The organism is Citrobacter sp. T1.2D-1 (genome assembly GCF_950098555.1).
GTDB lineage: Bacteria > Pseudomonadota > Gammaproteobacteria > Enterobacterales > Enterobacteriaceae > Citrobacter_A > Citrobacter_A telavivensis.
Genome location: NZ_CATNHH010000001.1, coordinates 49,269 through 76,265 on the forward strand (window position 1 = coordinate 49,269; position 26,997 = coordinate 76,265).

Genomic DNA, 26,997 nt, shown 5'->3' on the forward strand with positions numbered 1-26,997 from the left:
CTGAGGTGCGTGTGATGCAACAGCAAAAACCGCTGGAGGGCGCGCAGCTCGTCATTATGACGATTGCGCTGTCGCTGGCGACATTCATGCAGGTGCTGGACTCCACCATTGCTAACGTGGCGATCCCCACTATCGCCGGGAACCTCGGCTCATCGCTGAGCCAGGGGACGTGGGTGATCACCTCTTTCGGGGTGGCGAACGCCATCTCGATTCCCATCACCGGTTGGCTGGCAAAGCGCGTCGGGGAAGTGAAGCTGTTCATGTGGTCAACGGTGGCGTTTGCCATTGCCTCATGGGCGTGCGGCGTCTCCAACAGCCTGAACATGCTGATCTTCTTCCGTGTCGTTCAGGGGGTGGTCGCCGGGCCGCTGATCCCGCTTTCGCAAAGTCTGCTGCTCAATAACTACCCGCCCGCGAAGCGCTCCATTGCGCTGGCGCTGTGGTCAATGACGGTGATCGTCGCGCCGATTTGCGGCCCGATTCTGGGCGGCTATATCAGCGATAACTATCACTGGGGCTGGATCTTCTTTATCAACGTGCCGATCGGTATTGTGGTGGTTTTGATGACGCTGCAAACCCTGCGCGGTCGCGAAACGCGTACCGAACAGCGACGGATTGATGCCATCGGGCTGGCGCTGCTGGTGATTGGTATTGGTAGCTTGCAGATTATGCTCGACCGGGGGAAAGAGCTGGACTGGTTCGCCTCGCAGGAAATCGTCATTCTGACCGTGGTGGCGGTGGTCGCCATTAGCTTCCTGATTGTCTGGGAGCTCACCGACGACAACCCCATTGTCGATCTCTCGCTCTTTAAGTCGCGAAACTTTACCATCGGCTGTTTGTGTATCAGTCTGGCCTATATGCTGTACTTCGGGGCGATTGTTCTGCTGCCGCAGCTCTTGCAGGAGGTCTACGGCTATACCGCGACGTGGGCAGGTCTGGCGTCCGCACCGGTGGGGATCATTCCGGTGATCCTGTCGCCGATTATTGGCCGCTTTGCCCATAAGCTGGATATGCGCAGGCTGGTGACGTTCAGCTTTATTATGTACGCCGTCTGCTTTTACTGGCGTGCGTGGACGTTTGAACCGGGAATGGACTTCGGCGCGTCTGCCTGGCCGCAGTTTATTCAGGGCTTTGCGGTGGCGTGCTTCTTTATGCCGCTGACGACCATCACGCTGTCTGGCTTACCGCCTGAACGCCTGGCGGCAGCATCGAGCTTGTCTAACTTTACACGAACGCTGGCGGGGTCAATCGGGACATCGATTACGACCACCATGTGGACCAACCGGGAGTCGATGCACCACGCGCAGTTAACCGAGTCGGTGAATCCGTATAACCCGAACGCGCAGGCAATGTACGATCAGCTACAGGGACTGGGCATGACGCAGCAGCAGGCGTCAGGCTGGATAGCCCAGCAGATCACCAATCAGGGGCTGATTATTTCGGCTAACGAGATCTTCTGGATGTCGGCGGGGATCTTCCTCGTACTGCTCGGTCTGGTCTGGTTCGCTAAACCCCCGTTTGGTGCGGGTGGCGGCGGCGGTGGCGCGCACTAGGTAATAGTGATAAAAAAGCCCGTTCAACTGAACGGGCTTTTTTTGTCAGTCATCACACAACTAAATGTGCAGTTCCTGCAACTTCTCTTTCGGCAGCGCCAGCTCTTCATTGCTGTTGACGCGAACGTCGTGTTCCAGGATATGACGCGCAATGTCCTGTGCTTCGCTCAGTGAGTGCATCTGATAAGTGCCGCACTGGTAGACGTTCAGTTCCGGGATCTGATTCTGGTCCTGAACTTTTAGCACGTCAGCCATCGCCGCTTTCCAGGCATCGGCTACACGCTGCTCGTCAGGCGTCCCAATCAGGCTCATATAGAAACCGGTACGGCAACCCATTGGGGAGATATCGATAATCTCGACACCATTGCCGTTGAGGTGATTACGCATAAAGCCTGCGAACAGATGCTCCAGCGTGTGAATCCCTTTTTCCGGCATCACTTCTTTGTTTGGAATGCAGAAACGCAGATCAAACACGGTAATGGCGTCGCCATGCGGGGTGTTCATCGTTTTCGCCACGCGCACTGCAGGTGCTTCCATCCGGGTATGATCGACAGTGAAGCTATCTAACAACGGCATTTAGCCACCTCCGATAATTTTTTTAAAATAAACTGAACTCTTCGTTCCGGTGCGAGTCTGAGTATATGAAAGACGCGCATTTGTTATCATCATCCCTGTTTTCAGAGATGAAATTTTGGCCACTCACGAGTGGCCTTTTTCTTTTCTGTCAGGCCTGTTTTTCCAGCCAGCGGTCAAACGGCTCGGTGTCCGCTGCTTCAACCTCACGCTGGCGACGTTTTGAAGCGTCACATTCAGCCACAAAGTCTTCTTCCTGCAATATTTCCAGCGGCTCTTCACGCAACAGATTGCGATAAGCTTCGCCCAGCGCCTTGCCCGTACCGCCAATGCCTGTATCAAGCATAGACCGCAGAATACGTGCAGAGAACGTCAATTCCGGATTATCAAAACAGGCGACCAGTTCGTCGCAGACTTTCTGATAATCCTCTCCCCCGTGGATACTGTCCAGCGTTTGCGCCACGCGTTTCAGATCGCGGAACAAATCTTTGCCCACTTCAGGCAACGGGAACTGCGCGGTTTCACAACCGATGCCTAACGTCAGACCCGGCTTACGCCCTTCCAGAATCACTCGATTCCAGTTGGTACGCGTACACAATAGCTCGCTGCTGCTCATTTCCGGCGCATCGGCCAGCACGCACCAGACCATAAACAGGTCAAGGAAGCGCACCTGCTGCTCGTCCACGCCGATTGGCGAGAACGGGTTGATATCCAGCGAGCGGACTTCGATGTACTCGATACCGCCGCGCAGAAGCGCATCTGAAGGCGACTCACCGCTACGCGTAACACGTTTCGGACGAATTGGCGCGTACAGCTCATTTTCAATCTGCAGCACGTTGCTGTTGATTTGCAAACGCTTACCGTCTTTTTCCAGCCCGACCGCCGCATACTCTTCAGAAGGCGTTTTAATCGCCCGCTTCAATCCTGCCACATATTCGTAGAGATCGTTAAACGTAATACCGAGATTGCTTTGCGACTTATTGGTATAACCCAGATCGCTCAGACGCAACGAGGTCGCGTACGGCAGGTAGTACATCCCACAGTCGGTTTTCTCAAATGGCAGCGTGGTCGGTTTACCCTGCAGGAAGGAAGAGCAAATCGCCGGGGACGCGCCAAACAAATAAGGAATGACCCAACCGAAGCGGTAATAGTTGCGGATCAGGCGGAAATAGCCGGCAGAGATTTTCTCTTTTGCCTCTTCGCCTTCCACAATGCCGCACTTCGCCTGCCAGAATGCCATCGGCAGAGAGAAGTTATAGTGTACGCCGGAGATGGTTTGCATCAGCGCACCGTAACGGTTTTTCAACCCTTCACGGTACAGCGTTTTCATGCGACCAATATTCGAGGTGCCGTATTGCGCCAGTTCAATGTCCTGACCTTCAGCAATATAGCAAGGCATACTCAGCGGCCACATACGTTCATCGCCCATATTTCTGGCAGTATAACGATGCAGGTCACGCATGAAGGTCAACATATGCTGGATATCGCCGTCTACTGGCGTAATAAACTCCAGCAGCGCTTCAGCGAAATCCGTGGTTATCCATTTATGCGTCAGCGCTGAGCCTAACGCTTCAGGATGCCCCGTTGTCGCCAACGTGCCATCCGCATTCACGCGCAATGTTTCGCGCTCCAGCCCGCGCTGAATCCCCTGTAATGCCTGAGGATGCTTTTCCAGCCAGGCCAGTGCCTGTGATACGTCCGGGATCAAATCGACCTCCCGCCTGTCAAAATCGTATTAATTAGCATAATTGTAGTGGTTACCCTAAAGGCTAATCCCCAGGCACAATTAGTGCCACCAGGTAATGCCCTGAACGGTAGCCGCCGCGACAACAATATAGCGCAGCGCTTTACCAAGGCATAAAAAAAAGAGTACCGGCCCCCACGAGAGGCGCATCCATCCCGCTAACAGGCACAGTAAATCACCCACAACCGGCATCCAGCTTAATAATAGTGTGACCGCACCATAGCGTTTAAGCCAGCCTGCGGCTTTCTCCTGCCAGCGCGATGTCTTGCGCAGCGGAAAGAAACGCCCAAGGATAACGTTAGTTAACCCTCCAAGGCTATTACCCATTGTTGCTGTTAAGACTAAGACCCAGGGATGGCTGAGCCCGGCCAGTAACATGGCAACCAAAACGATTTCCGAGTTGCCGGGCAACAGCGTAGCGCTGAGAAAACTGCTGGCGAACAATGAAAGGAGCGACAGTCCGTCACTCACAAGTGTCGAACGTCCACCGCATCCATTCCGGCGGCGCGTGCGGCCTGGATACCAAAATCAGCATCTTCGAATACCACGCACTGCGCCGGGGGCACACCCATACGTTCTGCACAGAGCAGGAAAGTATCTGGCGCAGGTTTATGGTGCTGAACATGATCGGCGGCAACGACGGCATCAAAATAGCGACGTAGCCCCAGATGGGCCAGCAGCGCCTCTGCGATCGCGCTTTCGCTGCCGGTTCCGACGGACATCGGGCGACGACCATGCCACGCTTTCACCACCTCAATCAGCGGCAGCGGCTCGACGCTGTCGAGGAGCATGATTTTTACCGCGTCGGTTTTTTCACGGGCTAACGCGTGGGGATCGAGATCCGCATGATTCAGCTCAATGATGGACTGCGCAATCCGCCATGTGGCTGAGCCGTTAAGGGCAATCATCGCCTGAAGATCAAAGTGCATACCGTAACGACCTAATACTTCAACCCACGCCTTACGGTGCGTCGGTTCAGTATCCAGAAGGGTACCATCCATATCGAAAATCAGACCCGCATAACGTTCGTACATAGCACTCTCACCCGGCAAATAAACAGACGTTACTTTATCGTAATTGCTGGATTTTGTCGCTGACGACGATGCTGAGGATTGTTCAGGGTGTTAATGCAGAGGGGATAAAGAGAGAAGATGGTGCATCCGGGAGGATTCGAACCTCCGACCGCTCGGTTCGTAGCCGAGTACTCTATCCAGCTGAGCTACGGATGCATCGGGACTTGCTGATTTACTGCTGATATCAAGTATCGCGTTAACGCCATACTGAGTAATAGATGGTGCATCCGGGAGGATTCGAACCTCCGACCGCTCGGTTCGTAGCCGAGTACTCTATCCAGCTGAGCTACGGATGCATCGGAAAACGTATTTTACTGCCGATATTGATACTGCATAAAAGCGGTATCAAGTAAGAGATGGTGCATCCGGGAGGATTCGAACCTCCGACCGCTCGGTTCGTAGCCGAGTACTCTATCCAGCTGAGCTACGGATGCATCGGGAAACTTACTTTACTGCAGATTTTGATACCGCGACTAAAGCCGTATCAAGTAAGAGATGGTGCATCCGGGAGGATTCGAACCTCCGACCGCTCGGTTCGTAGCCGAGTACTCTATCCAGCTGAGCTACGGATGCAAATGGCGGTGAGGCGGGGATTCGAACCCCGGATGCAGCTTTTGACCGCATACTCCCTTAGCAGGGGAGCGCCTTCAGCCTCTCGGCCACCTCACCACACGCCTCTTACGAGTGCTTCGAAGAACTTGTTTCTGCTCATCGTCGCTGCGTGGCGCACATATTACTTTCTGGGACTTATAAGTCAAACAATTTTTCCTGAGCTTTTATCGTTTGCACACTTCACGTTCAATTAGTCTGCAAAAACGGCAAAAAGAGTGTTTTATCAACAGATAAATTGGTCTCTGGGGCTACTGACTACCACAATGAAAAAGCCCTACGACTGCAGGAGAGTGACGCGGAACGGGAAAAAGAGTCACAACATAACGAAAAAGAGAGGGATTTACGAAGACGTCAGGTTGCGCCTCACCCGGTCAGGTGAGACGCGGAAACCTTAGTAACTGGACTGCTGGGATTTTTCAGCCTGGATACGCTGGTAGATCTCTTCACGATGGACAGAAACTTCTTTCGGGGCGTTTACGCCGATGCGTACCTGGTTGCCCTTCACCCCTAAAACTGTCACGGTGACCTCATCTCCAATCATGAGGGTCTCACCAACTCGACGAGTCAGAATCAGCATTCTTTGCTCCTTGAAAGATTAAAAGAGTCGGGTCTCTCTGTATCCCGGCATTATCCATCATATAACGCCAAAAAGTAAGCGATGACAAACACATTACATGTAAGCAGTCACGGCATCACATTCTGTTAAACCTAAGTTTAGCCGATATACACAACTTCAACCTGACTTTATCGTTGTCGACAACGTTGATGCAAACGCCGCGGAATGCTTATCCACGGCATCGGCTAACGCTTACACACTTCATCCTTCAGGCTGTCTCAGCATTGGCTACGCACATTCCCCCGGTCACGAACTACCTGTTCACTTCCGGGGGTTTATTCGCTTTCCGCCCTGACGCAGCTTGAATGATTTTGTGTATATATTTTATAGTTTTGCGCTGACCCAGGCTTGCACACTGGCTAACGCCGCAGGCAGAGCAGACGCATCCGTACCACCGGCTTGCGCCATGTCCGGACGACCACCACCCTTACCGCCCACCTGCTGAGCGACCATACCGACCAGTTCCCCTGCTTTGACACGATCGGTCACGTCCTTAGACACGCCCGCAATCAGAGAAACCTTACCTTCAGCTGCCGTTGCCAGCACGATAATTGTCGACCCCAGTTGATTTTTCAGATCATCAACCATGGTACGTAACATTTTCGGCTCAACACCTGCAAGCTCACTCACCAACAGCTTAACGCCATTGATATCAACCGCTTTGCTGGAAAGATTTGCACTTTCCTGCGCGGCAGCCTGTTCTTTCAACTGCTGAAGCTCTTTCTCGAGCTGACGAGTACGTTCCAGTACTGAACGTACTTTGTCGCCCAGGTTCTGGCTATCGCCCTTCAACAGCTGTGCGATATCGGTTAAGCGATCGCTTTCTGCATGCACAGTCGCAATAGCGCCCTCACCCGTTACCGCTTCAATACGACGAACCCCTGCCGCCGTCCCGGACTCGGAGATGATACGGAACAGACCGATATCCCCCGTACGGCTGGCGTGAGTCCCGCCACACAGTTCGGTAGAGAAATCACCCATGCTCAGTACACGAACGCGTTCGTCATATTTCTCGCCGAACAGCGCCATTGCGCCTTTTGCTTTCGCCGCTTCCAGATCCATCACGTTGGTTTCAACCGGCAGGTTGCGACGAATTTGCGCATTTACCAGGTCTTCAACCGCACGGATTTCCGCAGGTTTCATCGCTTCATTATGTGAGAAGTCGAAACGCAGTACTTTGTCGTTGACCAGCGAGCCTTTCTGCGCCACGTGCGTGCCCAGAATCTGGCGCAGCGCCGCATGCATCAGGTGCGTGGCGGAGTGGTTCAGACGAATACGCGCACGACGCGCTTCATCTACGTCAGCCTGAACCGCGTCGCCCACTTTCAGAGAGCCCGCAGACAGTTTGCCGAGATGACCAATCGCCTGGCCATATTTTTGCGTATCGCTTACGGCAAAGGTAAAGCCCGCGCCTTTCAGTTCACCTTTATCGCCAACCTGACCACCGGATTCCGCATAGAATGGGGTCTGATCCAGTACGACAACGGCTTCCTGACCGGCACTAATGGCATCCACCGCTTTACCATCGACGAACAGCGCAGTCACTTTGCCATTCAGTTCCAGATGGTCGTAACCTTTAAATTCAGAGGCGCTATCAACGCGGATCATCGCGTTATAGTCCGCGCCAAAACCGCTGGCTTCACGGGCGCGACGGCGCTGCTCTTCCATGGCGGCTTCAAAGCCGGCTTCATCCACTTTGATGTTGCGCTCGCGGCAAACGTCCGCCGTCAGGTCAACCGGGAAACCGTAGGTATCGTACAGACGGAATGCCGTTTCGCCATCCAGCGTATCACCTGACAGTTTCGCCAGTTCTTCATCCAGCAGTGCCAGGCCACGCTCCAGCGTACGGGCAAACTGCTCTTCTTCAGTTTTCAGTACTTGCTCAACCTGAGCCTGCTGACGCTTCAGTTCTTCGCCCGCCGCTCCCATGACGTCAACCAGTGGCCCCACCAGTTTGTAGAAGAAGGTCTCTTTCGCGCCCAGCATGTTGCCATGACGTACCGCGCGACGAATGATGCGACGCAGGACATAGCCCCGGTTTTCGTTCGACGGAACCACGCCATCGGCAATCAGGAACGCACAGGAACGAATGTGGTCCGCAATCACACGCAGCGACTTGTTGCTCAGATCGGTCGCACCGGTCACTTTCGCTACCGCTTCAATCAGCGTACGGAACAGGTCAATTTCGTAGTTGGAGTTGACGTGTTGCAGCACAGCCGCAATACGCTCCAGCCCCATACCGGTATCGACGGAAGGCTTCGGCAGCGGCTCCATCGTACCGTCAGCCTGACGGTTGAACTGCATAAAGACGATGTTCCAGATCTCAATGTAGCGATCGCCGTCTTCTTCCGGGCTTCCCGGAGGACCACCCCAGATGTGATCGCCATGATCGTAGAAAATCTCGGTGCACGGACCGCATGGACCGGTATCGCCCATCTGCCAGAAGTTGTCCGACGCATAGGCCGCACCTTTGTTATCGCCGATGCGGATAATGCGCTCGCGAGGGATACCTACTTCTTTTTCCCAGATTTCATAGGCTTCATCGTCTGTTTCATAGACGGTCACCCACAGACGCTCTTTCGGCAGGGCAAACCAGTTCTCACCGGTCAGCAGTTCCCACGCGTATTGAATGGCGTCATGTTTGAAATAGTCACCGAAGCTGAAGTTGCCCAGCATTTCGAAGAAGGTATGGTGACGTGCAGTGTAACCAACATTTTCCAGATCGTTGTGCTTACCACCCGCGCGCACGCAACGCTGTGACGTGGTTGCGCGGGAATAATTACGCTTGTCGAGCCCAAGGAAAACGTCCTTGAACTGGTTCATCCCGGCGTTGGTAAACAACAAAGTGGGGTCATTGTTCGGAACCAGGGAACTGCTGGCAACTACCTGATGTCCCTTACTATGGAAAAAGTCGAGAAACGCCTGACGGATCTCAGCGGTGCTCTTGCTCATAATTATCCTGAAATCAAGCTACACTTCATCTTTCAAACCGCCTCTGCGTTGGCTGCGATCGTTCCCCAGTCACTGACTCCAGTAAGCGCCAGGGGATTCACTCACTTACCGCCTTGATGCAGCTTGAATGATTTTGTGTATTTAAGGAATATTCGTTACAGACGCAGGTCGTCATATGACAACCATCACCCGAACGGAAAAAGTGGGAATAAGATAAGTTTTCTTTACGGGGAAGTAAAATCCCGTATGCGCTCAATCGTCAAAATTTCGCCATATTTCCTGAATATCCTCCATCAGATACCCGCGATAAAGCAAAAACCGCTGTATCTTAACCTTTTCCGAAAATGCGCCTGACAGCGGTTCACCGTATTTGCGAGTCGCCTGGTCACGCGCGAGGGCGCACCAGTCAACGTCACATTCCCGCATCGCTTTTTCAGCCGATTCACGGGCAATCCCCTTTTGATTCAACTCCTGTCGGATGCGCGCCGGACCATACCCCTTACGGCTGCGACTGGCGATAAAACGGGAGATAAATCTGTCATCATCAAGATAATGATGTTCGTAGCACCAGGCGATCACCCGGTCATAATCTTCTGCCGTGGCATCAATCTCTTCCGGCCCGTTTTTCCCCATCACCGGGGCGGCAAGCTTACGTCGTAACTCTTGTTCGCTGTGATCGCGAACCGCGAGGATACGTACTGCGCGATCTAACAGCCGGGAATACGCAGGTCGGCGCGGTGTGGGTTCACTCATAACAACCTTCGAAATCAGAAATGCAAAAAGGGCCGCATCAATGCAGCCCTTGAGTGTAATTCAACTTTTTGCCGGATGGCAGTTTTGCGTTATCCGCACGGGGGACACCTGACGATTAAAAATCTTCGTTAGTTTCCGCAACGCCTTCACCATCATCAACGGTGAAAGCGGGTTTGTCATCCTGGTTATTGAGCAGCATTTCACGAACTTTCTTCTCAATTTCCTTCGCGGTAGCCGGGTTGTCTTTCAGCCAGGCAGTTGCATTCGCTTTACCCTGACCAATTTTCTCACCGTTGTAGCTGTACCATGCACCCGCTTTCTCGATCAGCTTCTCTTTCACGCCCAGGTCAACCAGTTCGCCATAGAAGTTGATACCTTCACCGTAAAGGATCTGGAATTCAGCCTGTTTAAACGGTGCTGCGATTTTGTTTTTCACCACCTTCACGCGGGTTTCGCTGCCCACCACGTTATCGCCCTCTTTCACCGCGCCGATACGGCGGATGTCCAGACGAACAGACGCGTAGAATTTCAGTGCGTTACCACCGGTAGTGGTTTCCGGGTTACCGAACATCACACCAATTTTCATACGGATTTGGTTGATGAAGATCAGCAGCGTGTTGGACTGCTTCAGGTTACCGGCCAGTTTACGCATCGCCTGGCTCATCATACGTGCTGCGAGACCCATATGAGAGTCACCGATTTCGCCTTCGATTTCCGCTTTCGGCGTCAACGCCGCTACAGAGTCGACAACGATAACGTCAACGGCACCAGAACGTGCCAGCGCGTCACAGATTTCCAGCGCCTGTTCACCGGTGTCCGGCTGAGAACAGAGCAGATTGTCGATATCAACACCCAGCTTACGCGCATAGATAGGATCCAGCGCATGTTCTGCATCGATAAACGCACAGGTTTTACCTTCGCGCTGCGCAGCGGCAATCACCTGCAGCGTCAGCGTAGTTTTACCGGAAGACTCCGGCCCGTAGATTTCGACGATACGGCCCATCGGCAGACCGCCTGCGCCCAGCGCAATATCCAGTGAAAGCGAACCGGTGGAGATGGTTTCCACGTCCATAGAACGGTCTTCACCCAGGCGCATGATGGAGCCTTTACCGAATTGCTTTTCGATCTGGCCCAGCGCTGCCGCCAACGCTTTCTGTTTGTTTTCGTCGATAGCCATTAATTACTCCTGTCATGCCAGCTGAAGCCGGATAGTGATTCTGTACTGTTGTCGCAATTATACTGTATGGTCATACAGTATCAAGTGTTTTGTAGAAATTGTTGCCACAGGGTTTGCAACGCATAAACCGTGGCTTGTCGACGCACCGCATCACGGTCGCCGCTAAAGCATTCCCGACGGGTAATCCCTTCTCCGCGCACGCTCGCGAAGGCGAACCAGACCGTGCCGACCGGTTTCTCTTCGCTGCCGCCATCCGGCCCGGCAATCCCGCTGATGGAAACAGCAAAATCAGCGCGTGCCGCTTTCAGTGCGCCAATCGCCATCTCAACCACCACCGGCTCACTGACCGCGCCATGCTGTGCCAGCGTCTCTTCACGCACGCCTATCATCTGCGATTTCGCTTCGTTACTGTACGTGACAAAACCGCGCTCGAACCAGGCGGAGCTGCCGGCAATGTCGGTAATGGCTTTCGCCACCCAACCGCCGGTGCAGGACTCTGCGGTGGTCACGGTCGCACCGCGCGCTTTCAGCGCCAGCCCAACCTGTTCACTTAACTGCATCAGTTCACTGTCAGTCATATCAGCCTCTGTCAGTTAAAAAATATGCCGGACAAGATAGCACTTTCCCGACAGAGATGGGGATGGAGTAACCATTTTACGAGTCGTATTCCGAAAAAACTCCAGCCTCTCACTTATGCAGGTAAACCCGTGCTTAAAAACGATAGAGTGAAGTTCAATTTTGCATGGATGAAGAGAGTACATGATGTCATTAGGCAAAAAGGAAGTTCCCCTTCAGCAACAGTTGAAACAACACCATCAACTACGGTTATGGCTCATCATTGGCGGCGTATGTTCTTTAGTGATGGGGGCGCTGAACATTATATCGGCCGGATATATTGAACCTTATGATGGCGGCCAAATTATCTTAGGCCTGGGATGCCTTGGCTACAGCCTGACAATATCAAAGAAGATATCCCTGCTGCGTGCAGAGAATCGGTCGAAAAAACAGTGATAGTACCAGCAGAGGGAAGCCCGTGCTCCCCTCTGTAAGCGTAGATTACTGCACGCGCGCCAGCGCCACCGCCTGACCCAACTGCCACACCGCCATCGCATAATGGGTGCTGTGGTTGTAGCGGGTAATGGCATAGAAGTTCGGCAGGCCGTACCAGTACTGGTAACCGGTGCCGATATCCAGGCGCAACAGGCTCACCTGCTGATGGTTGCCCAGCGGTTGTTGCGGCGTTAATCCGGCTGCCGCCAGTTGAGAAGGACTGTACTGTGTTTTAAAACCATTCGCCAGTCCCGGTGCCTGACCGTTCGCCATCACCGCCACCGTGTCGCCCTTCACCCAACCGTGTGCTTTGAAGTAATTCGCCACGCTGCCGATGGCATCGACCGGATCCCACAGGTTGATGTGGCCGTCGCCATTGAAATCCACCGCGTACTCTTTATAGGACGACGGCATGAACTGTCCGTACCCCATCGCGCCAGCGAAGGAACCTTTCAGATCTAACGGATCGTCCTGTTCGTTACGCGCCATCAGCAGGAACGTCTCCAGTTCGCCAGAGAAGTACTCCGCACGACGTGGATAGTTAAACGACAGCGTCGCCAGCGCATCCAGAATGCGCGTTTTTCCCATCACACGACCCCAGCGAGTTTCCACGCCGATAATGCCCACGACGATCTCCGGCGGAACGCCATAAACCTGCCAGGCGCGGTTCAGCGCGTCTTCATATTGATTCCAGAACGCCACGCCGTTTTGCACGTTATCTGGCGTGATGAACTGTTTGCGGTAGCGCAGCCATGCGCCGTTAGGCCCCGCTGGCGGCTGCGTGGTGGGCGCCTGCCTGTCCATCAGACGTAAAACGTAATCCAGACGCTTCGCCTGCGACAAAATCTCCTGCAACTGCTGACGATTAAAACCGTGCTTGTTCACCATCTTATCGATGAACTGCTGCGCATTTGGGTTGTTGGCAAAATCACCGCCCATCTGCATAACGTTGTGCTGGGGCTCAAGCAGGAAACCGCCGGAAGGCGTCCCCGTTGTCGTTTGAGGTTCTTGAGGTTTCGGTTTGCTACTACAGGCAGCAAGTAACACAAACAGGGGAAGTAATGCTACATAACGACGCTTGAACATGAGACATCCATTAAACAGATTCAGCCAGAGAGAAGTATGGTAAAGCATCCCCCGCCATACAAGGAAGCGCCAGACGCGCTCCGTCACACAATTTACGTATCGCTCTCCATGACTTGATCGTCAGCACATTCTTTCCTTCCCGCAAAAAACTTTCAATTTAAAATATTTTACTTTCATTTTGAGATCAAAATAACACTTTTATTGCTTTCAATCTGATTAAAATAAGTCACCCATTCGCAAGATAACTAAAAATCCCTACAGGAGAGAACAATGATCGAAACCATTACACATGGAGCAGAGTGGTTCATCGGGCTGTTCCAGAAAGGTGGAGAGGTGTTTACCGGGATGGTCACCGGTATTCTTCCACTGCTGATCAGCCTGCTGGTCATCATGAATGCGCTAATCAACTTTATCGGCCAACAGCGGATCGAACGCTTCGCCCAGCGCTGTGCCGGGAACCCATTATCCCGTTACCTGATTCTGCCCTTTATTGGCACGTTTGTGTTTTGTAACCCCATGACCCTGAGTCTGGGCCGCTTTATGCCAGAGAAATATAAGCCCAGCTACTACGCGGCAGCCTCTTACAGCTGTCACTCGATGAACGGCCTGTTCCCACATATCAACCCCGGCGAACTGTTCGTTTATCTCGGTATTGCCAGCGGCCTGACCACGTTAGGTCTCCCACTCGGCCCGCTGGCAGTGAGCTACCTGCTGGTCGGTCTGGTCACCAACTTCTTTCGTGGCTGGGTCACGGACCTCACGACCTCCATCTTTGAGAAAAAGATGGGTATCCAACTTGAGCAGAAAGTCCACCTTGCAGGAGCAGCATCATGACGCGTATTCGTATTGAAAAAGGGACTGGCGGCTGGGGTGGCCCGTTGGAGCTGGACGTGGTCGCCGGCAAGAAAATTGTCTATATCACCGCAGGCACGCGCCCGGCGATTGTCGACAAACTGGCGCAGTTAACCGGCTGGCAGGCTGTCGACGGCTTTAAAGAGGGCGAACCGCCGGAAGACGAAATTGGCGTCGCCATCATCGACTGTGGCGGGACGCTGCGCTGCGGGATCTATCCCAAACGCCGTATCCCGACTGTGAACATTCACTCAACCGGGAAATCCGGACCGCTTGCCCAGTACATCGTCGAAGACATCTATGTCTCTGGCGTCAGGGAAGACAACATTACCGTGGTGGGCGACGCGTCTGCCACAGCACAGCCGCAACAGCAACCGGCAAGTACCACCGCCGGACGCGATTACGATGCCAGCAAAAAGATCACGGAACAAAGCGATGGCCTGCTGGCGAAAGTCGGAATGGGAATGGGGTCGGCGGTGGCCGTGCTGTTCCAGTCGGGTCGCGACACCATTGATACAGTACTGAAAACCATTCTCCCCTTCATGGCATTCGTCTCGGCGCTTATCGGCATCATCATGGCCTCGGGTCTTGGCGACTGGATCGCCCACGGCCTGGCGCCGCTTGCCAGCCATCCGCTGGGCCTGGTGACGCTGGCGCTGATTTGTTCGTTCCCGCTGCTGTCGCCGTTCCTCGGCCCTGGCGCGGTCATTGCGCAGGTTATCGGCGTCCTGATCGGCGTGCAAATTGGTCTGGGCAACATCCCGCCACACCTGGCGCTGCCCGCGCTGTTTGCCATCAACGCCCAGGCGGCCTGTGACTTTATCCCGGTCGGTCTTTCACTGGCAGAAGCGCGTCAGGACACGGTTCGCGTCGGCGTACCGTCAGTACTGGTGAGCCGTTTCCTGACCGGTGCGCCTACCGTTCTCATCGCCTGGTTTGTTTCCGGCTTTATTTATCAATAAGAGGTTCAGACATGACCGTTATTTATCAGACCACCATCACCCGTATCGGACAGAGCGCACCGGATGCCCTCTGTGACCAGATGCTGATTACCTTTCGTGAAGGCGCGCCTGCGGATATCGAGGAGTTTTGCTTTATCCATTGTCATGGCGAACTGAACGGCCCGTTGCAACCCGGTGCGCAGTTCGAACTGGGTCAGCATCATTATCCGGTCACCGCCGTCGGCAGCGTGGCCGAACAGAATTTACGTGAACTGGGGCATATCACCCTGCGCTTCGATGGACAGAGCGAAGCGGAATTTCCCGGCACCGTGCACGTTGCGGGGCCTGTACCGGACGACATCGCGCCGGGCTGTATTTTGAAGTTTGTCGCTTAAGGAGAGAAAAATGAATCAGGTTGCCATTGTCATTGGTGGAGGACAGACCCTGGGGGCGTTCCTTTGCCGTGGGCTTGCAGCAGAAGGGTATCGCGTTGCGGTTGTAGATATTCAGAGCGATAAAGCCGCGAACGTCGCACAGGAGATTAACGCAGAATTTGGCGAAGGCATGGCCTACGGTTTTGGTGCCGACGCCACCAGCGAACAGAGCGTACTCGCACTCTCTCGCGGCGTAGATGAAATTTTTGGCCGCGTGGATCTGCTGGTTTACAGCGCGGGTATCGCCAAAGCGGCATTTATCAGTGACTTCCAGCTCGGCGATTTTGACCGCTCGCTGCAGGTGAATCTGGTGGGCTACTTCCTCTGCGCGCGTGAATTCTCCCGTCTGATGATCCGCGATGGTATTCAGGGACGCATTATTCAGATCAACTCCAAATCCGGTAAAGTGGGCAGCAAACACAACTCCGGCTACAGCGCAGCGAAGTTTGGCGGCGTGGGGTTAACGCAGTCGCTGGCGTTGGATCTGGCGGAATATGGCATCACCGTGCATTCGCTGATGCTTGGCAACCTGCTGAAATCACCGATGTTCCAGTCGCTGCTGCCGCAGTACGCCACCAAGTTGGGTATTGAACCTGACGAAGTGGAGCAGTATTACATTGATAAGGTTCCGCTGAAGCGTGGCTGCGACTATCAGGATGTGCTGAACATGTTGTTATTCTATGCCAGCCAGAAAGCGTCGTACTGCACCGGACAGTCAATCAATGTGACTGGCGGTCAGGTGATGTTCTAATGGGTGTCGCCCGGTGACGCTATGCTTGCCGGGCTTACCCGTAGGCCGGATAAGGTGAAACCGCCATCCGGCAAAATAAAAGGAGCACAACATGGTATCCGCACTCGTTACCGTCGCCGTCATTGCCTGGTGCGCGCAACTGGCGCTGGGGTACTGGCAAATATCGCGCTTTAACAAAGCGTTTGACCAACTTTGCCTACAAGGACATGTCGGCGTGGGGCGTTCGGGAGGACGTTTTAAACCGCGCGTCGTTGTCGCCGTCGCACTCGATGACGATCGGCGGGTCACCGATACGTTGTTTATGAAAGGTCTCACCGTATTCGCCAGACCTGGCAAAATCGACGCCATTCAGGGCAAACATCTTAATGAATTACAGCCTGATGTGATCTTTCCCCATGATCCGTTGTCGCAGAATGCACTATCATTGGCGCTTAGTTTGAAACATGGGTAATTTCGTTGTGAATGCTTATAGCTTGCGAAATTATCATTTCGCAAATTTAATTCAGGGTAATTACACCAATGAAACCTCGTCAGCGTCAGGCCGCTATTCTTGAGCATCTGCAAAAGCAGGGGAAATGCTCAGTAGAAGAACTGGCCCAGTACTTTGACACCACGGGCACAACCATTCGCAAAGACCTTGTCGTCCTGGAAAATGCCGAAACCGTCATTCGTACCTATGGCGGCGTGATGTTAAATAAAGAGGAGTCCGATCCGCCTATCGATCACAAAACGCTGATCAATACGCTCAAGAAAGAACGTATTGCTGAAGCAGCCGTCCGCTTTATCCACGATGGCGACTCCATCATTCTGGATGCCGGGAGCACCGTACTACAAATGGTGCCGATGCTTACCCGCTTTAGTAATATCACCGTCATGACCAACAGCCTGCATATTGTCAACGCGCTGTCCGAGTTAGACAACGAACAAACCATCCTGATGCCCGGCGGCACGTTCCGTAAAAAATCGGCCTCATTTCACGGACAGCTCGCGGAAAACGCCTTTGAGCAGTTCAGTTTTGATAAACTCTTCATGGGCACCGACGGCATTGATCTCAGTGCTGGCGTGACCACTTTTAATGAGGTCTACACCGTCAGTAAAGCGATGTGCAACGCCGCTCGCGAAGTGATCCTGATGGCGGACTCATCCAAGTTTGGTCGCAAGAGTCCGAATGTTGTGTGCAGTCTGGAAAGCGTCGACAAACTGATTACCGACGCGGGTATTGATCCCGCATTTCGTCAGGCGCTGGAAGAGAAAGGAATTGAAGTGATCATAACCGGAGAAACCAATGAGTGATGCACTACTGAACGCGGGCCGTCAGACGTTAATGCTAGAATTACAGGAAGCAAGCCGTTTGCCGGAACGTCTGGGCGATGATTTTATCCGTGCCGCCAATATCATTATCCATTGCGAAGGCAAAGTGATTGTCTCGGGTATCGGCAAGTCGGGTCATATTGGTAAGAAAATCGCCGCGACGCTCGCCAGTACCGGCACTCCGGCCTTTTTTGTTCATCCTGCCGAAGCGCTGCATGGCGATCTGGGGATGATCGAAAGCCGCGACGTGATGTTGTTCATCTCCTATTCCGGTGGCGCAAAAGAGCTGGATCTCATCATCCCTCGCCTGGAAGACAAGTCCATCGCCCTGCTGGCCATGACCGGCAAACCCAATTCACCGCTGGGTCTGGCGGCGAAGGCCGTGCTGGATATTTCCGTCGAGCGCGAAGCCTGCCCGATGCACCTGGCACCGACGTCCAGCACCGTCAATACCCTGATGATGGGCGACGCGCTGGCGATGGCGGTCATGCAGGCTCGCGGTTTCAATGAAGAAGATTTTGCCCGCTCGCATCCGGCCGGTGCGCTGGGCGCGCGTTTACTCAATAAAGTGCATCACCTGATGCGCCGCGACGATGCCGTCCCGCAGGTTCAACTCGCCACCAGCGTGATGGACGCGATGCTGGAGTTAAGCCGTACCGGTCTGGGTCTGGTCGCCGTTTGCGACGAGCAGATGCAGGTGAAAGGCGTCTTTACCGACGGTGACCTGCGTCGCTGGCTGGTTGGCGGCGGCGCGCTCACCACGCCGGTCAGTGAAGCCATGACCCACAACGGCATCACCTTACAGTCAGAAAGCCGGGCGATTGATGCTAAAGAGATTCTGATGAAGCGCAAAATCACCGCCGCACCGGTGGTGGATGAAACCGGTAAACTCACCGGCGCCATCAACCTACAGGATTTCTACCAGGCCGGAATTATCTAATCCTTCAGCCCAAGACGCTTCGCCAGCCGGTGCAGGTTGGCGACGTCTGTTTCAAGCGCCCGCGCGCTGGCCGCCCAGTTGTGATTATTTTGCGCCAGCGCCTGGCGAATCATTTCCCGCTGGAAAGCCTCCGTCGCGTCACGCAAATTGTGATTGCGCGGGATATCCGCCGCCACTTCCGGCTGCGACGTCATCGCCTCCTCCTGTAACGCGAAATGCGGCACTTCCAGTACGATGTCGTCTCTGGCCCGGGTCGCCCGCGCCAGCACCACCGCCCGATGAATGGCATGTTCCAGCTCACGCACATTACCCGGCCAGCCGTAATTCAACAGATGGCTGCGCGCGCCCGAACTGAGCACTACGCGGGAAAGCCCCAGCCGTAGTCGGCACTGCTCGCAAAAATAGCCCGCCAGCAGCACCACATCCTCACCGCGTTCTCGTAGCGGAGGAACGGAAAGCGGGAACACGCTCAGGCGATGAAACAGATCGGCACGAAAACGTCCCGCCAGCACCTCTTCGCGCAGACTGCGGTTGGTCGCCGCCAGCACGCGCACATCTACGCGCAGACTGCGGTCGTCGCCGACACGCTGAATATCGCCGTACTGCAACACGCGAAGCAATTTCGCTTGCAGCGCCAGCGACAGCTCCCCAATTTCGTCAAGAAACAGCGTGCCGTTATCGGCCATTTCAAACTTGCCGCTGCGGTTGCTGATGGCCCCGGTAAACGCCCCTTTCACATGACCAAACAGTTCACTCTCCGCCACACTTTCCGGCAGCGCGGCACAGTTCAGATAGACCAGCGGATTGACCGCACGAGGTGAACCTTCGTGAATCGCCTTCGCCACCAGCTCTTTCCCGGTGCCGGTTTCGCCGCTGATTAGCACGTTGAGATCGGAGCCTGCCACAATCTCGATCTCTTTTTTCAACTGCATCATGTTCGGCGAGAGGCCAATCAGCTGCGTCTCTTTTACCTGTTCGAAATCGATACCCGAACCTGGCAGCATATTCTGGCGTTCCAGTTGTTCAATCAGCAGCGCATTGTTGAGCGCACCGGCGGCCAGCGCGGCGATCAGTCGTAACTCTTCATCACTGAAAACATCAAACTGGTCTGGCGCCATACCGTCGAGGGTCAGCGCGCCAATCAGGTTCTGCCCGGCAAAAAGCGGCAGCCCAATGCAGGCGTGCACTTTCAGGCTCTCCTGCCCCGGGATCAGCCCGTCATACGGATCGGGCAGGGAACTGTCCGCTGGAAAGCGCACCACGTCGCCAGCGCGGGCGATGGCCTCCAGTCGGGGATGCCCTTCCAGCGTAAAGCGCCTGCCGAGCACATCACGAGCAAGACCGTCAATCGCCAGCGGGATAAACTGGCGCGCCTCATAGCGCAGTAGCGCTGAGGCGTCGCATTCCAGCACCTGACGCAGCGTGGTAATCAGACGTTGAAACCGGTCCTGATGACCCACTCCGCGCTGTAATTCAATGGCGATACCCGCCAGCACATCAACGGAAAAACTCATGGTGTCCTCACTGTCATTTTGACAATTCATGGTGTCATATTGACTGTGTCATGGATAGTCTTTTTGACTACCATTTAATGAGTATAGAAACAATATTTTATTGTAAATCAACAAATTAAAAAGTTGGCACGTAGCCTGCAATATGCAAAGCAACTTACTTTGAACAACGCTGAATTAATTGAGGTTGCTATGTCTATTCTGGTTAAAAATAACATTCATTGGGTTGGCCAACGTGACTGGGAAGTGCGTGATTTCCACGGAACTGAATACAAAACGCTGCGCGGCAGCAGCTACAACAGCTATCTCATCCGTGAAGAAAAAAATGTTCTGATCGATACCGTCGATCATAAATTCAGCCGCGAATTTGTGCAGAACCTGCGTAATGAAATTGACCTCGCAGATATCGATTACATCATTATCAACCATGCGGAAGAAGATCACGCCGGGGCGCTGACCGAACTGATGATGCAGATCCCGGATACGCCCATCTACTGCACCGCCAACGCCATTGACTCGATTACCGGTCACCACCACCATCCGGAGTGGAACTTTAACGTCGTGAAAACCGGCGACACGCTGGATATCGGCAACGGCAAGCAGCTGATCTTCGTGGAAACCCCGATGCTGCACTGGCCGGACAGCATGATGACCTACATGACCGGCGATGCCGTCCTGTTCAGTAACGACGCTTTCGGTCAGCACTACTGTGACGAACGTCTGTTTAACGATGAAGTGGATCAAACCGAACTGTTCGAGCAGTGCCAGCGCTATTACGCCAACATCCTGACCCCGTTCAGCCGACTAGTGACGCCAAAAATTAGCGAAATCCTCGGCTTCAACCTGCCGGTGGATATGATTGCCACCTCTCACGGTGTGGTCTGGCGCGATAATCCCACCCAGATTGTTGAGTTATATCTGAAATGGGCGGCGGACTATCAGGAAGACAGGATCACTATTTTCTACGACACCATGTCCAATAACACCCGCATGATGGCGGATGCGATTGCCCAGGGGATTAACGAAGTCGACCCGAACGTGGCGGTGAAAATTTTTAATGTCGCCCGCAGCGATAAAAATGAAATCCTGACCAACGTCTTCCGCTCGAAAGGCGTGCTGGTCGGCACCTCCACGATGAACAACGTGATGATGCCGAAAATCGCCGGTCTGGTGGAAGAGATGACCGGACTGCGTTTTCGTAACAAACGCGCCAGCGCCTTTGGATCCCACGGCTGGAGCGGCGGTGCGGTTGACCGCTTATCCACCCGTTTACAGGATGCCGGTTTTGAAATGTCCCTGAGCCTGAAGGCTAAATGGCGCCCGGATCTGGATGCGCTGGAGCTGTGCCGTCAGCACGGTCGCGACATCGCGCGTCAGTGGGCGCTCGCGCCGCTGCCGGAAGTGACAGTGAAAGCGACGGCGAAAGACGAAGCGTGCGCCTGCGCCGCCGCAGCGGCAGCCGACCTCGGTCCGTGCATGCAGTGCAGCGTGTGCCAGTGGATTTACGATCCGGCAAAAGGTGAACCGTTGCAGGACGTTGCGCCGGGTACGCCGTGGAGCGACGTACCAGACAACTTCCTGTGCCCGGAATGTTCATTAGGCAAAGACGTCTTCGACGTGCTGGCAACGGAGGCAAAATGAGCCGGGGAATCGTCATCATTGGTTCGGGCTTCGCCGCCCGCCAGTTAGTTAAAAACATTCGCAAGCAGGACGCGGATGTCCCGTTAACCCTGATTGCGGCTGACAGCATGGATGAGTACAACAAACCCGATCTCAGCCATGTGATAAGCCAGGCGCAGCACGCCGACGATCTCACCCGCCAGTCGGCGGGAGAATTTGCCGAACAATTCAGTCTGCGTCTCTTTCCCCACACCTGGGTCACCGACGTTGATGCCGATGCCCACGTGGTGAAAAGCCAGGATAAGCAGTGGCAATATGACAAACTGGTGCTGGCCACGGGCGCTGCGGCCGTTGTTCCCCCGATAGCAGGACGTGAGTTAATGCTCACATTGAACAGTCAGCAGGAGTTCCGCGCCGGTGAAACACAGTTGCGCGACGCCCAACGGGTGCTCATTGTCGGTGGCGGATTGATTGGTACAGAGCTGGCGATGGATTTCTGTCGCGCGGGTAAAGCGGTCACGTTGATTGATAATGCCGCCAGCCTTCTCGCCTCGCTGATGCCACCAGAAGTGAGCAGTCGCTTACAGCATCGCCTTACCGATATGGGCGTGCATCTGCTGCTGAAATCATCGTTGCAGGGGCTGGAGAAAACCGCATCCGGTATTCGCGCAACGTTCGATAGTCAGCGCAGCATTGACGTCGATGCGGTGATTGCCGCCACCGGCCTGCGTCCGGAAACGGCGCTGGCGCGTCGCGCCGGTTTAACGCTCAATCGCGGCGTTTGTGTCGACAGCTACCTGCAAACCAGCAACCCGGATATTTATGCTCTCGGCGACTGCGCGGAGATTAACGGCCAGGTACTGCCTTTCCTGCAGCCGATTCAGCTCAGCGCCATGTACCTGGCGAAAAACCTGCTCGGCGGCAACGCGCCGCTGAAGTTGCCCGCCATGTTAGTCAAAATTAAAACGCCGGAACTGCCGCTGCACCTGGCAGGGGAAACCCAGCGTCGCGATCTGAACTGGCACATTGCCGCAGAACCTGACGGGATGGTAGCCAAAGGGGTGAACGCTGAAGGACAACTCTGCGCCTTCGTGGTGAGCGAAGACAGGATGAAGGAGGCTTTCGCCCTGTTGAAAACGCTGCTCGTGTAAATGACGTGGCGCCGGATGGCGGCTACGCCTTATCCGGCCTACTGGATGTTACGCGTTGTAACGCTATTCGTCGCCATCCGTCCTGCCACTGTCAGCGTATAAGTGACGTGGTGTCCGGCCTACGGCATGTGCCGCATTGTAGGCCGGATAAGACGCTACGCGTCGCCATCCGGCATATCACGATGGCTCAGCCAGCGCGCCGCAGCAATCACTCCCTGCCCCAGCGACAGTCCGCCATCACCCGCCGGTAACTGCTGCGGGAACAGCAGCGTGAAATCCGCCAGATAATAAGCCAGCCGCGCCGACAGTAACCGGTTGTGCATCACCCCACCGCCGAACACCAGCGTGTCGATACCACGCGCGGTGGCCTGTTCACGCATCATCGCCGCAAACCCTTGCGCCAGCGCATCGTGGAAGGCCCATGCGCGTTCGGCCGGCGTTGCCTGCCAGTTCAGCCACTGCGACCAGAAGGTCGCCAGATCCAGTTGATTACCCGACAGCGGCAACGTCACCGGGTGTTTAACGCCCGCGCATTGCGACGCCTGCGCCTCCAGCGTGCAGGCGGCCTCACCTTCATAGCTGAGCGATTCTGGCGCGCAGTTCAGCGCTGCGGCAACCGCATCAAACAGACGCCCACAGGACGAGGCCAGCGGTGCGTTAATCCCGCGCTCAATCGCGCGCGCCAGCACGCTCCAGTTCTGCCGCTGCACGCCGACGGTTTCCGGATAGCGCTGCCAGTCCGGCACAAAACGCAGACACTGCGCTAACAGGTTACGCCAGGGCTGCTTTGCAGCGAGATCGCCACCGGCAAGCGCCACGGCGGGCAGCCCTCCAAGGTGCTCGCACTCACGGTAGTTCACCCGCAGACACTCTGCGCCCCACAGCGCGCCCGCTTCACCCATTCCGATGCCGTCCAGCGTCAGGGCGATGACATCGCCACCGTCCAGCGGCCAGCCGTGTTCAGCCAGACAGGCCGCAGCATGGGCATGATGATGCAACACACTTTCTGTCGGCAGGCTCATCTCACTGGCCCACTGGCTGGAGACGTATCCTGGATGGGCATCGCAAACAAGGCGCTGCGGCGTGAAGTCATAGATATTCTGGATCAACCGCAGCGCGTCACGCCACTGATGCTGGATCCCGTCGTCGCTGAGATCGCCAAGATGCTGGCTGATCACCGCCTGCTCACCGCGCACCAGGCAGAAGGTGTTTTTCAAATCCGCCCCCAGACAAAGCATCGGCGGCACGTCGCGAAAACCCGGCGGCAGCGCCAGCGCGTCCGGGACATATCCCCGCGAGCGACGCAGCATTTCGCCGCTTTCACGTACCACGGAATCGTCCATGCGCTGCACGATGTCGCGATTGTGCAACAGGAAACCCCCGGCAATATCCTGTAAATCCTCAAGCGCCTGTTCGTTGCTGATGGCCGGAGGTTTGCCACTGAGATTACCGGAGGTCATCACCAGCGGCCCCTTCAGTTCCTGGAGCAGGAGATGCTGCAGCGGATTGGCGGGCAGCATCACACCAACTTCTGCAAGCCCAGGGGCAATACCGTCACACAGCGAGGAAATATGCTGTTTATCCACCAGCACAATCGGCGCGGCGGGTGTTTTCAGCAGCCGACTTGCCGCATCTGGCAAGCCGCTGTCATCGGGCAGCATCACCGCCAGCGGTTTTGCTGGACGGCGCTTACGCGCGCGAAGAGTTGCTACCGCATCGCCGTTTCGCGCATCGCAGGCCAGATGAAACCCGCCGATGCCCTTAACCGCGATAATGCCCCCCGCCTTCAGCATCTCAACCGCAGCCTGCAATGCCGCATCCTTTTCCGCCTGTCGTCCGCCGCTCAACCAGCTCAGATGCGGACCACACGCCGGGCAAGCCACCGGCTGGGCGTGAAAACGACGGTCATACGGGTCGCGGTACTCCTTATCGCATTGCGGACAGAGCGGAAATGACGCCATCACCGTAAACGGACGGTCGTAGGGCATCGCCCGGATAATGGTAAAACGCGGGCCGCAGTGGGTACAGTTGATAAACGGATAGCGATAACGCCGCTCACCGGGCGTGTTCATTTCAGCAAGACATTCCGGGCAGGTGGCGGCATCGGGCACAATCTGGGTGTTCATCGTGCCGCCCGCGCTCTGGCGGATGCTGAACTCGGTGGGCTGCTGTCCCCAGTGAAATGGCTCACTCTCCACGCTGTCGATACGCGCCAGCGGCGGACAGTGTTGATGCAGTTCAGCGATAAACGTGGAGGGTTCTTCCAGCAGGCGAACGACGACGCCATCACCGTCATTACAGACATCGCCGTGCAATTGCAGTTGCTGCGCCAGTTGCCAGACAAAGGGGCGAAAGCCGACGCCCTGCACTTTGCCGCGAATACGTAGCTGTACGCCGGAGTGATTGTTTAGTGCCATTAAGTCGTTTCCGCAGTCATCTATCCCGGTTTACCTGATGGCGCTACGCTTATCAGGCCTACGGGGATGCGAACAGTAGGCCGGATAAGATGCGAGAGCATCGCCATCCGGCATAAGTACTACCGTATTTTACGCGGATTTTCAGGGATTAGAAAAGCAGCGATGCAGAAGACTCCAGCGCCGCGCGACGACGTTTTTCTGCGCTGAGTTGCTCGAGCTTATTGCGATCAACACAAATCAGGGCGTGCGTCGGGCAGGCTTCCATACAGGCCGGACCGGCGTCACGGTGATGGCAGAGATCGCACTTGTTAGCTTCTGCTTTTTCCGCCCGCACGTTCAGGCCTGCGCCGCTATTACGCACGACCGGACGCACCACCACTTCCATTGCCCCATACGGGCAGGCCACCACGCAGGTTTTACAGCCAATGCAACGTTCCTGCATGACGTGGACAAAGCCTTTATCACGGCTGATGGCACCGTTCGGACAAACGTTCGCACACGGCGCGTCCTCACACTGGCGGCACAGCGTCGCCGTCGAGACATTGACGCCTTTTATCACATGGATACGAGGTAAAAAGGTTTCAGGGGTCAGTGACGCGCAGTCCTGGTTTTCCTGATGGGAGACCACGCAGGCCACTTCACAGGTACGGCAACCAATGCACTTATTGGCGTCTGCAATGATGAAACGGTTCATCAAACTCTCCAGCAATGACAGATAATGTGCCGAAACATTCACAAATCATGCCAGTTTTTATCTTGCTGTAATTTAACGATATTTAAAAACAGGGGGCGACCATTGCGGTGTCATCGTCACGAATGACGATGACGGGTGACAATTTTTACTGCGCCGTGACAGGCGCAACAGAATCGCGGCGGATCAGCGTGCCGGTGAAGCTTTTCGGTGGCGTAAACGCCCCGCCGTCCAGCATGAAGATGAGTCGACCAATGGTCTCCTGAATCATCTCCGTCACTGGAATTTTGACGCTGGAGAGCGCCGGTATGGTGTAGGGGGCCATTGCAATATCGTCAAAACCGATCACCGACACCTGCGACGGCACGACCAGTCCTTTGTCATGCAACTGTTTGATGGCCCCAATCGCCATGTCGTCATTGCTGGCCACCAGCGCGCTGAACGTCGCGTTACGTGAAAGCAGCGTGTCCACTCCCGCCGCACCGCAGGCAGGCGTCCATTTGCCTTTGACGATCAGCTCGTCATTGACGGCGATGCCGTGTCGGGTCAGCGCCTCTTTGTACCCCGACAGACGTTCAACCCCGGTAGGGGAGTCCATTGAGCCGGTAATAAAGGCAATCTGCTGATGGCCTGCGGCAATCAGTTCCGCCACGGCGTTAAAACTGGTTTGTTTTTGATCGCACCAGACGCAGTGGCTGCTGTTTTTTCGTAACCGGCGGTTAAGCACCATAATCGGCTGCGAGTGGCTGTCGATAATTTTATCGATCTCATCCACACTGAGAAAACGCGGGTAGATCATGATGGCGTCGCAGCGCAAGTCCAGCAGATACTGGATCGCCTGGCGCTCTTCTTCGGCGCTGTGCTTACCATCGGCAAGCAGCAACTGACGACCTTTGTCTTCCGCCATCCGCGCGGTGTGAAACAGTAATTCGCTGAAATAGACGCCGTGGTAGAGGGTGTTAGTCACCACCAGTCCCAGCGTCTGACTGGTTTTCGCCGCAAGGCTACGCGCCAGCAGATTAGGCCGATAGCCGCTCTCTTCAATCGCCTGAAATACGCGATCCTTCGTCTCCTGGCTGACGTAGCCATTCCCTGAAAGCACCCTGGAGACCGTCGCCTTCGACACTCCGGCCCGCTGCGCTACCTCCAGCATCGTCGTCATAATTTTTCTTCCTTTTCTCGCAATGAG

25 protein-coding genes and 5 tRNA genes are annotated in these 26,997 nt (G+C 55.1%); 11 read left to right on the forward strand and 19 right to left on the reverse strand.

Features of this window, described 5'->3' with window-relative positions; all coding sequences use genetic code 11:
• The first annotated feature begins 14 nt into the window (after window positions 1-14).
• Window positions 15-1,553 carry a multidrug efflux MFS transporter permease subunit EmrB gene (gene emrB, locus QQZ17_RS00275; protein ID WP_152402568.1) on the forward strand — a complete coding sequence of 513 codons (1,539 nt, stop codon included), beginning with the start codon at window positions 15-17 and terminating at the stop codon, window positions 1,551-1,553.
• Window positions 1,554-1,613: 60 nt separating this feature from the next.
• Here emrB and luxS read toward each other — a convergent pair whose 3' ends face one another.
• The 14 genes from luxS to pncC form a co-directional block, all read right to left on the reverse strand.
• Complete coding sequence (gene luxS, locus QQZ17_RS00280; protein ID WP_016154160.1) at window positions 1,614-2,129, reverse strand: S-ribosylhomocysteine lyase; 516 nt, start codon at window positions 2,127-2,129, stop codon at window positions 1,614-1,616.
• Between the two features lie 148 nt (window positions 2,130-2,277).
• Window positions 2,278-3,834, reverse strand: a complete 1,557-nt coding sequence (gene gshA / locus QQZ17_RS00285; RefSeq protein ID WP_152402566.1) for a glutamate--cysteine ligase — start codon at window positions 3,832-3,834, stop codon at window positions 2,278-2,280.
• 78 nt (window positions 3,835-3,912) lie between these two features.
• On the reverse strand, window positions 3,913-4,341 hold the full coding sequence (locus QQZ17_RS00290; protein ID WP_152402564.1) for a YqaA family protein: 429 nt from the start codon (window positions 4,339-4,341) through the stop codon (window positions 3,913-3,915).
• Complete coding sequence (yqaB, locus tag QQZ17_RS00295; RefSeq protein WP_046485594.1) at window positions 4,338-4,904, reverse strand: fructose-1-phosphate/6-phosphogluconate phosphatase; 567 nt, start codon at window positions 4,902-4,904, stop codon at window positions 4,338-4,340. Before yqaB ends, QQZ17_RS00290 begins: the two co-directional genes overlap by 4 nt.
• Before the next feature lie 118 nt (window positions 4,905-5,022).
• A tRNA-Arg gene (locus tag QQZ17_RS00300) sits at window positions 5,023-5,099 on the reverse strand.
• A 63-nt stretch (window positions 5,100-5,162) separates the two neighbouring features.
• Window positions 5,163-5,239: transfer RNA gene (locus QQZ17_RS00305), tRNA-Arg, on the reverse strand.
• A 61-nt stretch (window positions 5,240-5,300) separates the two neighbouring features.
• Window positions 5,301-5,377, reverse strand: a tRNA-Arg gene (locus QQZ17_RS00310).
• Between the two features lie 62 nt (window positions 5,378-5,439).
• Window positions 5,440-5,516 (reverse strand) — tRNA-Arg (locus tag QQZ17_RS00315).
• Between the two features lie 3 nt (window positions 5,517-5,519).
• Window positions 5,520-5,612: transfer RNA gene (locus QQZ17_RS00320), tRNA-Ser, on the reverse strand.
• Between the two features lie 334 nt (window positions 5,613-5,946).
• A complete protein-coding gene (gene csrA, locus QQZ17_RS00325; RefSeq protein WP_000906486.1) occupies window positions 5,947-6,132 on the reverse strand; it encodes a carbon storage regulator CsrA in 186 nt (61 codons plus the stop codon).
• Between the two features lie 363 nt (window positions 6,133-6,495).
• Window positions 6,496-9,123, reverse strand: a complete 2,628-nt coding sequence (gene alaS, locus QQZ17_RS00330) for an alanine--tRNA ligase (protein ID WP_152402563.1) — start codon at window positions 9,121-9,123, stop codon at window positions 6,496-6,498.
• 252 nt (window positions 9,124-9,375) lie between these two features.
• A complete protein-coding gene (gene recX, locus QQZ17_RS00335) occupies window positions 9,376-9,876 on the reverse strand; it encodes a recombination regulator RecX (protein WP_152402561.1) in 501 nt (166 codons plus the stop codon).
• Window positions 9,877-9,991: 115 nt separating this feature from the next.
• Complete coding sequence (recA, locus tag QQZ17_RS00340) at window positions 9,992-11,053, reverse strand: recombinase RecA (protein WP_152402559.1); 1,062 nt, start codon at window positions 11,051-11,053, stop codon at window positions 9,992-9,994.
• Between the two features lie 80 nt (window positions 11,054-11,133).
• Window positions 11,134-11,631, reverse strand: a complete 498-nt coding sequence (gene pncC, locus QQZ17_RS00345; protein ID WP_046486367.1) for a nicotinamide-nucleotide amidase — start codon at window positions 11,629-11,631, stop codon at window positions 11,134-11,136.
• 181 nt (window positions 11,632-11,812) lie between these two features.
• Here pncC and QQZ17_RS00350 point away from each other — a divergent pair, with 181 nt between their 5' ends.
• Window positions 11,813-12,064 (forward strand): hypothetical protein, encoded by a 252-nt coding sequence (locus QQZ17_RS00350; RefSeq protein ID WP_371305256.1) that lies wholly within the window; start codon window positions 11,813-11,815, stop codon window positions 12,062-12,064.
• A gap of 45 nt (window positions 12,065-12,109) precedes the next feature.
• On the opposite strand, the gene mltB is transcribed toward QQZ17_RS00350, so the two are convergent.
• Window positions 12,110-13,189 (reverse strand): lytic murein transglycosylase B, encoded by a 1,080-nt coding sequence (gene mltB / locus QQZ17_RS00355; protein WP_046486369.1) that lies wholly within the window; start codon window positions 13,187-13,189, stop codon window positions 12,110-12,112.
• A gap of 270 nt (window positions 13,190-13,459) precedes the next feature.
• Here mltB and srlA point away from each other — a divergent pair, with 270 nt between their 5' ends.
• The 7 genes from srlA to gutQ all read left to right on the forward strand — a co-directional run bounded on the left by srlA (window position 13,460) and on the right by gutQ (window position 18,418).
• Entirely contained in the window at window positions 13,460-14,023 is a 564-nt protein-coding gene (gene srlA, locus QQZ17_RS00360; RefSeq protein ID WP_042322680.1) for a PTS glucitol/sorbitol transporter subunit IIC, read from the forward strand.
• On the forward strand, window positions 14,020-15,003 hold the full coding sequence (gene srlE / locus QQZ17_RS00365; RefSeq protein ID WP_152402556.1) for a PTS glucitol/sorbitol transporter subunit IIB: 984 nt from the start codon (window positions 14,020-14,022) through the stop codon (window positions 15,001-15,003). The genes srlA and srlE overlap by 4 nt, the downstream gene beginning before the upstream one ends.
• Before the next feature lie 11 nt (window positions 15,004-15,014).
• The gene (srlB, locus tag QQZ17_RS00370; protein WP_046486374.1) at window positions 15,015-15,377 is read left to right on the forward strand and encodes a PTS glucitol/sorbitol transporter subunit IIA; all 363 of its coding nucleotides are present in this window, start codon (window positions 15,015-15,017) and stop codon (window positions 15,375-15,377) included.
• Window positions 15,378-15,387: 10 nt separating this feature from the next.
• A complete protein-coding gene (gene srlD / locus QQZ17_RS00375; protein WP_152402555.1) occupies window positions 15,388-16,167 on the forward strand; it encodes a sorbitol-6-phosphate dehydrogenase in 780 nt (259 codons plus the stop codon).
• A 91-nt stretch (window positions 16,168-16,258) separates the two neighbouring features.
• A complete protein-coding gene (gene gutM, locus QQZ17_RS00380) occupies window positions 16,259-16,618 on the forward strand; it encodes a transcriptional regulator GutM (RefSeq protein ID WP_152402553.1) in 360 nt (119 codons plus the stop codon).
• 68 nt (window positions 16,619-16,686) lie between these two features.
• On the forward strand, window positions 16,687-17,460 hold the full coding sequence (gene srlR / locus QQZ17_RS00385; RefSeq protein WP_042322672.1) for a glucitol operon DNA-binding transcriptional repressor SrlR: 774 nt from the start codon (window positions 16,687-16,689) through the stop codon (window positions 17,458-17,460).
• Complete coding sequence (gene gutQ / locus QQZ17_RS00390; protein ID WP_152402551.1) at window positions 17,453-18,418, forward strand: arabinose-5-phosphate isomerase GutQ; 966 nt, start codon at window positions 17,453-17,455, stop codon at window positions 18,416-18,418. Before srlR ends, gutQ begins: the two co-directional genes overlap by 8 nt.
• On the opposite strand, the gene norR is transcribed toward gutQ, so the two are convergent.
• Window positions 18,415-19,932, reverse strand: coding sequence for a nitric oxide reductase transcriptional regulator NorR (gene norR / locus QQZ17_RS00395; RefSeq protein WP_152402550.1), 1,518 nt, complete (start codon window positions 19,930-19,932; stop codon window positions 18,415-18,417). The two genes, gutQ and norR, sit on opposite strands and share 4 nt — an antisense overlap.
• 189 nt (window positions 19,933-20,121) lie before the next feature.
• On the opposite strand from norR, the gene norV reads away from it, so the two are divergent.
• Together norV and norW are read left to right on the forward strand one after the other, a co-directional pair.
• Window positions 20,122-21,570 carry an anaerobic nitric oxide reductase flavorubredoxin gene (gene norV / locus QQZ17_RS00400; RefSeq protein WP_152402548.1) on the forward strand — a complete coding sequence of 483 codons (1,449 nt, stop codon included), beginning with the start codon at window positions 20,122-20,124 and terminating at the stop codon, window positions 21,568-21,570.
• A complete protein-coding gene (gene norW / locus QQZ17_RS00405; RefSeq protein WP_152402546.1) occupies window positions 21,567-22,700 on the forward strand; it encodes an NADH:flavorubredoxin reductase NorW in 1,134 nt (377 codons plus the stop codon). Before norV ends, norW begins: the two co-directional genes overlap by 4 nt.
• A 155-nt stretch (window positions 22,701-22,855) precedes the next feature.
• On the opposite strand, the gene hypF is transcribed toward norW, so the two are convergent.
• The 3 genes from hypF to QQZ17_RS00420 form a co-directional block, all read right to left on the reverse strand.
• Window positions 22,856-25,117, reverse strand: a complete 2,262-nt coding sequence (hypF, locus tag QQZ17_RS00410) for a carbamoyltransferase HypF (RefSeq protein ID WP_152402544.1) — start codon at window positions 25,115-25,117, stop codon at window positions 22,856-22,858.
• A gap of 148 nt (window positions 25,118-25,265) precedes the next feature.
• Window positions 25,266-25,811 carry an electron transport protein HydN gene (hydN, locus tag QQZ17_RS00415; RefSeq protein WP_152402542.1) on the reverse strand — a complete coding sequence of 182 codons (546 nt, stop codon included), beginning with the start codon at window positions 25,809-25,811 and terminating at the stop codon, window positions 25,266-25,268.
• A 145-nt stretch (window positions 25,812-25,956) separates the two neighbouring features.
• Entirely contained in the window at window positions 25,957-26,970 is a 1,014-nt protein-coding gene (locus tag QQZ17_RS00420) for a LacI family DNA-binding transcriptional regulator (RefSeq protein ID WP_152402540.1), read from the reverse strand.
• Window positions 26,971-26,997: the final 27 nt, after the last annotated feature.

Excerpts from the sequence above, each read along its gene's own strand:
- emrB (WP_152402568.1), top strand. The coding sequence starts at position 15 with ATGCAACAGCAAAAACCGCTGGAGGGCGCGCAGCTCGTCATTATGACG.
- luxS (WP_016154160.1), bottom strand. The coding sequence starts at position 2,129 with ATGCCGTTGTTAGATAGCTTCACTGTCGATCATACCCGGATGGAAGCA.
- yqaB (WP_046485594.1), bottom strand. The coding sequence starts at position 4,904 with ATGTACGAACGTTATGCGGGTCTGATTTTCGATATGGATGGTACCCTT.
- csrA (WP_000906486.1), bottom strand. The coding sequence starts at position 6,132 with ATGCTGATTCTGACTCGTCGAGTTGGTGAGACCCTCATGATTGGAGAT.
- alaS (WP_152402563.1), bottom strand. The coding sequence starts at position 9,123 with ATGAGCAAGAGCACCGCTGAGATCCGTCAGGCGTTTCTCGACTTTTTC.
- recX (WP_152402561.1), bottom strand. The coding sequence starts at position 9,876 with ATGAGTGAACCCACACCGCGCCGACCTGCGTATTCCCGGCTGTTAGAT.
- recA (WP_152402559.1), bottom strand. The coding sequence starts at position 11,053 with ATGGCTATCGACGAAAACAAACAGAAAGCGTTGGCGGCAGCGCTGGGC.
- pncC (WP_046486367.1), bottom strand. The coding sequence starts at position 11,631 with ATGACTGACAGTGAACTGATGCAGTTAAGTGAACAGGTTGGGCTGGCG.
- QQZ17_RS00350 (WP_371305256.1), top strand. The coding sequence starts at position 11,813 with ATGATGTCATTAGGCAAAAAGGAAGTTCCCCTTCAGCAACAGTTGAAA.
- mltB (WP_046486369.1), bottom strand. The coding sequence starts at position 13,189 with ATGTTCAAGCGTCGTTATGTAGCATTACTTCCCCTGTTTGTGTTACTT.
- srlA (WP_042322680.1), top strand. The coding sequence starts at position 13,460 with ATGATCGAAACCATTACACATGGAGCAGAGTGGTTCATCGGGCTGTTC.
- srlE (WP_152402556.1), top strand. The coding sequence starts at position 14,020 with ATGACGCGTATTCGTATTGAAAAAGGGACTGGCGGCTGGGGTGGCCCG.
- srlB (WP_046486374.1), top strand. The coding sequence starts at position 15,015 with ATGACCGTTATTTATCAGACCACCATCACCCGTATCGGACAGAGCGCA.
- srlD (WP_152402555.1), top strand. The coding sequence starts at position 15,388 with ATGAATCAGGTTGCCATTGTCATTGGTGGAGGACAGACCCTGGGGGCG.
- gutM (WP_152402553.1), top strand. The coding sequence starts at position 16,259 with ATGGTATCCGCACTCGTTACCGTCGCCGTCATTGCCTGGTGCGCGCAA.
- srlR (WP_042322672.1), top strand. The coding sequence starts at position 16,687 with ATGAAACCTCGTCAGCGTCAGGCCGCTATTCTTGAGCATCTGCAAAAG.
- gutQ (WP_152402551.1), top strand. The coding sequence starts at position 17,453 with ATGAGTGATGCACTACTGAACGCGGGCCGTCAGACGTTAATGCTAGAA.
- norR (WP_152402550.1), bottom strand. The coding sequence starts at position 19,932 with ATGAGTTTTTCCGTTGATGTGCTGGCGGGTATCGCCATTGAATTACAG.
- norV (WP_152402548.1), top strand. The coding sequence starts at position 20,122 with ATGTCTATTCTGGTTAAAAATAACATTCATTGGGTTGGCCAACGTGAC.
- norW (WP_152402546.1), top strand. The coding sequence starts at position 21,567 with ATGAGCCGGGGAATCGTCATCATTGGTTCGGGCTTCGCCGCCCGCCAG.
- hypF (WP_152402544.1), bottom strand. The coding sequence starts at position 25,117 with ATGGCACTAAACAATCACTCCGGCGTACAGCTACGTATTCGCGGCAAA.
- hydN (WP_152402542.1), bottom strand. The coding sequence starts at position 25,811 with ATGAACCGTTTCATCATTGCAGACGCCAATAAGTGCATTGGTTGCCGT.
- QQZ17_RS00420 (WP_152402540.1), bottom strand. The coding sequence starts at position 26,970 with ATGACGACGATGCTGGAGGTAGCGCAGCGGGCCGGAGTGTCGAAGGCG.